The organism is Pacificibacter sp., from assembly GCF_039769035.1.
In the GTDB taxonomy this organism is placed as follows: Bacteria; Pseudomonadota; Alphaproteobacteria; order Rhodobacterales; family Rhodobacteraceae; genus Celeribacter.
Window position 1 is genome coordinate 1 of sequence record NZ_JBDMZG010000006.1, and the last position, 6752, is coordinate 6752.

6 protein-coding genes and 1 pseudogene are annotated in these 6752 nt (G+C 53.2%); 5 read left to right on the forward strand and 2 right to left on the reverse strand.

Annotated features, from left to right (window positions below):
- Positions 1-1113, reverse strand: a 1113-nt coding sequence (locus tag ABF287_RS00305) for an AAA family ATPase (RefSeq protein WP_347183030.1), incomplete at its 3' end; no start/stop codon positions are given.
- 234 nt (positions 1114-1347) lie between these two features.
- Positions 1348-2133: a hydroxyacylglutathione hydrolase gene (gloB, locus tag ABF287_RS00310; RefSeq protein ID WP_347183031.1), complete on the reverse strand. Its 786-nt coding sequence runs from the start codon at positions 2131-2133 to the stop codon at positions 1348-1350.
- Positions 2134-2196: 63 nt separating this feature from the next.
- On the opposite strand from gloB, the gene ABF287_RS00315 reads away from it, so the two are divergent.
- The 5 genes and pseudogenes from ABF287_RS00315 to ABF287_RS00335 all read left to right on the forward strand — a co-directional run.
- Positions 2197-2946: a methyltransferase domain-containing protein gene (locus tag ABF287_RS00315; protein WP_347183032.1), complete on the forward strand. Its 750-nt coding sequence runs from the start codon at positions 2197-2199 to the stop codon at positions 2944-2946.
- Between the two features lie 373 nt (positions 2947-3319).
- The gene (locus tag ABF287_RS00320; protein ID WP_347183033.1) at positions 3320-3880 is read left to right on the forward strand and encodes a F0F1 ATP synthase subunit delta; all 561 of its coding nucleotides are present in this window, start codon (positions 3320-3322) and stop codon (positions 3878-3880) included.
- Positions 3880-5415: a F0F1 ATP synthase subunit alpha gene (gene atpA, locus ABF287_RS00325; protein ID WP_347183034.1), complete on the forward strand. Its 1536-nt coding sequence runs from the start codon at positions 3880-3882 to the stop codon at positions 5413-5415. The genes ABF287_RS00320 and atpA overlap by 1 nt, the downstream gene beginning before the upstream one ends.
- A gap of 21 nt (positions 5416-5436) precedes the next feature.
- Positions 5437-6309 carry a F0F1 ATP synthase subunit gamma gene (locus tag ABF287_RS00330; RefSeq protein ID WP_347183035.1) on the forward strand — a complete coding sequence of 291 codons (873 nt, stop codon included), beginning with the start codon at positions 5437-5439 and terminating at the stop codon, positions 6307-6309.
- 18 nt (positions 6310-6327) lie between these two features.
- Positions 6328-6752 (forward strand): annotated as a pseudogene (locus ABF287_RS00335) (F0F1 ATP synthase subunit beta); the annotation flags it as partial.

Consider the following 6752-nt stretch of genomic DNA (forward strand, 5'->3'; position numbering starts at 1 on the left):
CAAGATCTTCACCGCGTCATCGACGGATGGCTCATTGACGTCGATCTTTTGGAAGCGACGTGACAGCGCGCGATCTTTTTCGAAATGCTGACGGAATTCTTTGTAAGTTGTTGAACCCATGCAGCGCAATTTGCCGCCCGCCAAAGCAGGTTTGAGCAAGTTGGACGCATCCATCGCGCCGCCAGATGTTGCACCTGCGCCGATGACTGTGTGAATTTCGTCGATGAACAACACAGCGTCTTTGTGGTCTTCGAGTTCTTTCATCACCGCTTTGAGGCGTTCCTCAAAATCACCTCGGTAGCGTGTGCCAGCCAGAAGGGCCCCCAAATCAAGCGAATAGATTGTCGCGCCGGACAAAACGTCAGGGGTTTCGCCGTCTACGATTTTACGTGCAAGGCCTTCGGCGATGGCGGTTTTGCCAACACCAGGATCGCCCACAAGAAGCGGGTTGTTTTTGCGACGACGACACAGCACTTGAATGCAGCGTTCGACTTCGTGGGCACGACCGATGAGAGGATCCACATCCCCCTCAGCAGCTTTTTTGTTGAGATCGACACAGTATTTCGCCAGCGCAGATTCTTTTTCTTCGCCGCCAGATGTCGGACCGCCCATTGAGGGGCCGTCTTCTTCGTCTTCGGCACCGGTAATGGGGCGTGCTTCGCCAAAGTCAGGGTCTTTTGCCACGCCATGCGCGATAAAGTTCACCGCGTCGTAGCGTGTCATGTCTTGTTCTTGCAAAAAGAATGCCGCGTTGGATTCGCGTTCGGCGAAAATCGCGACCAGAACATTTGCGCCTGTCACTTCTGTGCGGCCAGAGGATTGCACATGGATTGCAGCGCGCTGGATCACCCGTTGGAACGATGCTGTTGGCACAGCTTCGGAGCCTTCGATATCGGTGATGAGCGTCGTCAAATCTTCTTCGATATAGTCGTCGAGCGTTTTGCGCAGTTCTGAAAGGTCGACGTTGCACGCTTGCATGACGCGTGCGGCGTCGGGTTCATCGATCAACGCGAGCAAAAGGTGCTCGAGCGTTGCGAGCTCATGCTTGCGGGAATTGGCCAAGGCCAACGCCGAATGAATGGCTTGTTCAAGAGTGTTCGAAAATGATGGCACTGTGGGGGTGCTCCTTTCATTTGGGTCCAGACGGGGCACATAGTGGGTCTACAATTACCGTCGCCGCATAGTCTTAAAGTTCGATTGAAACGCTCGTTCTTCAAGAAAACTTTTGGTTAACACGCGTTAATTTGCGCGATCTTCCAATTTTTGGTCGGGGCAACGGACAAATGCTGCCCCTTTGATATCATGATGTATGCTGCGGGCCTGCCTTTGCAAGGGGCAATTGCAACATCAGAACCTGTCTTTTCGGGCGCGAATCTCTGTGAAGACCTCTAAATCGGATGCGGTGGCCATGTTTAACCCTGCTTTGAGCGCGGCATTATCGGCGCGCAAAAAGGGATTCGTGTCGCATTCCAGCTGCAAGGTGGACGGCACGGTGGGCAAATCTTTGGCCCGTGCCAGTGTGATGTCCGTGGCGCGCTGTTGTAGCGCGGCGTTGTCGGGATCCACTGTAAGGGCAAACTTGGCGTTGCTTTGCGTGTATTCATGGCCGGAGCAGACAATCGTTTGCTTTGGCAGTGCGCGCAGTTTTTGCAGGCTGTCCCACATTTGCGCAGGAGTACCTTCAAACAGGCGTCCGCATCCAAGGGCCATAAGGCTGTCAGCCGTGAACAGAATGTCGGCGGTGGGCAGGTAGAGCGCGATGTGACCCACTGTGTGGCCTGGCACATCGATGATCTGCACAGGCATGTCAGCGAAAGCAAAGCTATCGCCGTCTGCCACTTGGTGTGTGATCAAATCCGCGGGCAGGCGGTGCATGTCTGCAGTGGCCGCCACAACGCGTGGTGTCCAGCCGCGCTCAGCACAGGCGTCAAGCAGGGATGCGAGCCCATCGATGTGATCCCAATGATGGTGCGTGATCCAAATGTCAGTAAGCGCCCAGCCCCGTTTGTCGAGTTCTGCAACAATCGGACCATGTTCTGGAATATCCACCAAGGCCGTCGAACTTGAAGCTTCGTCGTGCAGCAAAAAGGCATAGTTGTCTTTAAGCACGGGCAGGGTCACAAGTTCTGTCATAGCGTTTGTCCAATTTTTGAGGCATGGTTCCTACAACACTTGGCCAAGGATCAGAATTTTACAATGCATCTCGACGTTGTTGACCTAAGAAATTTTTACTACCGCACCGGCCTCGGGCGCGCTGCACAGCGTGTGATCCGCAATCAAGTCATTTCATATTGGCCAGATGCGTCGCGTCAAAACGTGGCGGGGTTTGGCTTTGCGGTGCCGATGCTGCGCCCGTATTTGGCCGATGCGCGTCGGGTTGTGGCACTGATGCCGGACCAACAGGGCGTGATGCATTGGCCTGCGGGCATGGACAACACATCGACGCTTTGCCAAGAAACCGCGTGGCCTTTGCAAACGGGGTTTGTGGACAAGCTGGTGGTGATGCACGGGCTTGAGACCTCCGATCACCAATCTGCCGTGCTGGAAGAATGTTGGCGCGTCTTAGGGCCGGGGGGCAAGGCGCTGTTTATTGTGCCGAATCGTGGTGGGCTTTGGTCACGGTCTGATGACACGCCCTTTGGCTATGGGCGGCCGTATTCTTTGGGGCAGCTCGAAGCGCAGCTCAAGCGGGCGAATTTCGTGCCCGAACGCCACAAGGCCGTGCTGTTTCAGCCGCCGTCACACAAGAAGTTTTGGTTGCGCTCTGGGCCTGTTCTGGAACGGATTGGACGCAAGGTCACGGATCACCTCGCGGGTGGGGTGTTGATGCTAGAAGTGTCCAAACAGGTCTATGCCCAAACTGGGTCGGCGAGCCCACAAGCGATCCGACGTGCCAAGGGCGTTTTGGGCGGTTTGCGCCCCTTGCCAGAGATCAAGCCCGCATAGGTCTGAGCGTTCGTGGTTGCGAGGGCGTGCCGTGGTGGATTTAGGCCGTCGCAAGCGAGCAGTTTTGTCGAGTCATCTTCGTGTTTTGGCGGCGGATTCGCAAAAAAGTGTGGTAAAAAGTGACGCTTGAGTAACTTTTTTTTAGCGCTTTGGTACACCAAAACGTCTAAGTGATTGATATTATATAAATGCGCCCGCGACATGTTGGCACGAAAGGTCAGTAACAAGGTTGCGAGGTGGCAAATGCTCAGCTATACCCAGCGCGATTTTTGCTGCCTGTGCATTCGCACGGGCTTCTCAATATGCCCGACTCGCGATCTTCACAAATCAGTGAATTGAGGGGGGACGGCCCAACGACATCGGAAGGGTGGACGTGTCCGAACCAGCTTCGATTTCCCGCGGTATTGCCGCACGCTACGCCACGGCCTTGTTTGATCTGGCCAAGGAAAGCAAAAAGCTAAAAGCACTAGAGGGCGATGTTGCCTCTCTGGCATCGGCTTTGGCCGATAGTGCTGAATTGAATGCAGTTATCGCATCACCTGTTGTCTCGCGTGAGGAACATGGTGCTGTTGTGGCTGCCATTTCGAAAAAAGCGAAATTTTCGCCCATCACAGCCAATACTTTGGCTTTGCTGGCGCAAAACCGTCGTCTGTTTGTGTTGCCACAGTTTGTGGAAGCACTGAACGCCATGCTCGCAGAAGAGCGCGGCGAAGTGACTGCGGACGTCACCTCTGCAAAGGCTTTGACCAAAACGCAGAGTGACAAACTGGCTAAGACTTTGTCTGCCCAGTTTGGCAAAGACGTTACAATTAATGCGACTGTTGATGCTTCGATCATCGGCGGTCTTATCGTTAAAGTGGGTTCGAAGATGATTGATACGTCAATCGCCTCCAAGCTCTCTTCCCTCCAGAATGCAATGAAAGAGGTCGGATAATGGGAATCCAAGCAGCCGAAATTTCTGCGATCCTCAAGGATCAGATCAAAGACTTTGGCAAAGACGCTGAAGTTGCTGAAGTTGGTCGTGTACTGAGCGTTGGTGATGGTATCGCCCGCGTTTACGGTCTCGACAATGTTCAGGCTGGTGAAATGGTTGAGTTCCCCGGCGGTATCCGCGGGATGGCACTTAACCTTGAAGCCGATAACGTAGGTATCGTTATCTTCGGGTCTGACAAAGACATTAAAGAAGGCGACACAGTTAAGCGTACGAACTCCATCGTGGACGTTCCTGCCGGTGACGAACTTCTTGGCCGTGTTGTTGACGGTCTTGGCAACCCAATCGACGGCAAGGGTGAAATCAAAACATCCAAACGCCTCGTTGCTGATGTTAAAGCGCCGGGCATTATCCCACGCAAATCCGTTCACGAACCAATGGCGACAGGCCTTAAGTCTGTTGACGCGATGATCCCAGTTGGCCGTGGCCAACGCGAGCTCATCATTGGTGACCGCCAAACTGGTAAAACAGCTGTGGCGCTCGACACGATCCTCAACCAAAAATCTTACAACGATGCTGCAACGTCTGAAAACGACAAGTTGTACTGTATCTATGTAGCGATTGGTCAAAAACGCTCCACAGTTGCTCAGCTTGTTAAAAAGCTCGAAGAATCCGGCGCGTCTGAGTACACTATCGTTGTTGCTGCGACGGCTTCCGATCCTGCTCCTATGCAGTTCCTGGCCCCATACGCTGCGACTGCTATGGCTGAGCACTTCCGCGACAACGGTCGCCACGCTTTGATCATCTATGATGACCTTTCAAAGCAAGCTGTGTCTTACCGCCAGATGTCACTTCTCTTGCGTCGCCCACCAGGACGTGAAGCTTACCCAGGTGACGTTTTCTACCTTCACTCCAGACTTCTTGAGCGTTCTGCGAAACTCAACGAAGACTACGGTTCAGGGTCTTTGACAGCTTTGCCTATCATTGAAACCCAAGGTGGCGACGTTTCTGCGTTTATTCCGACAAACGTTATCTCCATCACCGATGGTCAGATCTTCCTTGAAACAGAACTCTTCTACCAAGGTATCCGCCCTGCGGTGAACACTGGTTTGTCTGTTTCTCGTGTTGGTTCATCTGCGCAAACCAAAGCGATGTCTTCTGTTGCTGGCCCAGTGAAACTCTCACTCGCTCAGTACCGTGAGATGGCTGCTTTTGCTCAGTTCGGTTCCGACCTTGATGCGTCTACACAGCAATTGCTGGCACGTGGTGCGCGTTTGACAGAGCTGATGAAACAAGCTCAGTACTCACCATTGACCAACGCTGAAATCGTCTGCGTGATCTTTGCGGGTACAAACGGTTACCTCGACAAAGTCGAAGTCTCCGATGTGAGCCGTTTCGAGAAAGGTCTTCTTGAGTTCTTGCGCGGCAAGCACGCTGATCTTTTGACTTGGATTTCTGATGAAGATCCAAAAATCAAAGGTGATGCAGCCGACAAGGTGAAGGCTGTTTTGGACGAATTCGCAGCAACTTTCGCTTAATCCTGGGAAAAGGACAGTTAAATGCCTAATCTCAAGGACCTGAAAAATCGGATCGCGAGTGTGAAATCCACACGCAAGATCACGAAAGCCATGCAAATGGTCGCGGCCGCAAAATTGCGCCGCGCCCAGGAAGCAGCTGAAGCGTCGCGCCCCTACACAGAACGGTTTAACGCCGTTTTGGGTGCGCTCTCCGCGTCAGTTGGTGGCTCTGATAGCGCGCCCCGGCTTCTTGCCGGGACGGGCAAAGACGATGTGCAATTGCTCGTCGTGATGACTGCAGAACGCGGCCTGTGTGGCGGCTTCAACTCTTCCATCGTGAAGCTTGCAAAAGCCCGCGCTGAAGAATTGCAAGCAGCTGGCAAAACAGTGAAAATTCTCACTGTTGGCAAAAAAGGCCGTGAACAGCTGAACCGTGAATTTGGCGAGCTTATGATTGACCACGTCGATCTGAGCGGCGTGAAACGTCTGGGTTACTCTGACGCACAAAGCATTGCTAAGGATGTTCTTAGCCGCTTTGACGCAGAAGAATTCGACGTTGCGACGATCTTTTATTCAAAGTTCGTCAACGTTGTGTCCCAAATTCCAACAGCTTTGCAGGTTGTCCCAGCAGCATATGAAGCAAGTGAAGATGACAACGGTGCGCTCTACGATTACGAGCCTTCCGAAGAAGCCATCCTCGCAGACCTTCTGCCGCGCGGCGTCGCCACGCAGATCTTTGCAGCTCTTTTGGAAAATGCAGCCTCCGAGCAGGGTGCGCGGATGTCCGCAATGGACAACGCCACACGCAACGCAGGCGACATGATCGACAAATTGACAATTGAATTTAACCGTTCACGTCAGGCCGTCATCACCAACGAGCTTATCGAAATCATCTCGGGCGCTGAAGCGCTCTAAGAACCGGAGTAACGAAACATGGCACAAGCAAAAGGCAAAATCACCCAGGTGATTGGCGCCGTTGTTGACGTTCAGTTCGACGGCGAATTGCCGGCGATTTTGGACTCACTCGAAACAGACAACAATGGCAACCGTTTGGTTCTCGAAGTCGCTCAGCACCTTGGTGAGAGCACTGTACGTACCATCGCGATGGACGCCACTGAAGGCCTCGTACGCGGCCAAGACGTGACAGCCACTGGCAACCAAATTTCTGTACCAGTTGGGACAGCAACTTTGGGTCGCATCATGAACGTCACAGGCGATCCTGTTGACGAAAAAGGCCCAGTTGACACAACTGAGCGTCGCCCAATTCACGGTGATGCGCCAGCATTTGACGAACAGTCCACAGCAACTGAAATCCTCGTGACAGGCATCAAGGTTATCGACCTTCTCGCGCCTTACAC

Bases quoted from the DNA above. Each gene is read 5' to 3' on its own strand.
- ABF287_RS00330 (WP_347183035.1), top strand. From the start codon at position 5,437: ATGCCTAATCTCAAGGACCTGAAAAATCGGATCGCGAGTGTGAAATCC.
- ABF287_RS00315 (WP_347183032.1), top strand. From the start codon at position 2,197: ATGCATCTCGACGTTGTTGACCTAAGAAATTTTTACTACCGCACCGGC.
- gloB (WP_347183031.1), bottom strand. From the start codon at position 2,133: ATGACAGAACTTGTGACCCTGCCCGTGCTTAAAGACAACTATGCCTTT.
- atpA (WP_347183034.1), top strand. From the start codon at position 3,880: ATGGGAATCCAAGCAGCCGAAATTTCTGCGATCCTCAAGGATCAGATC.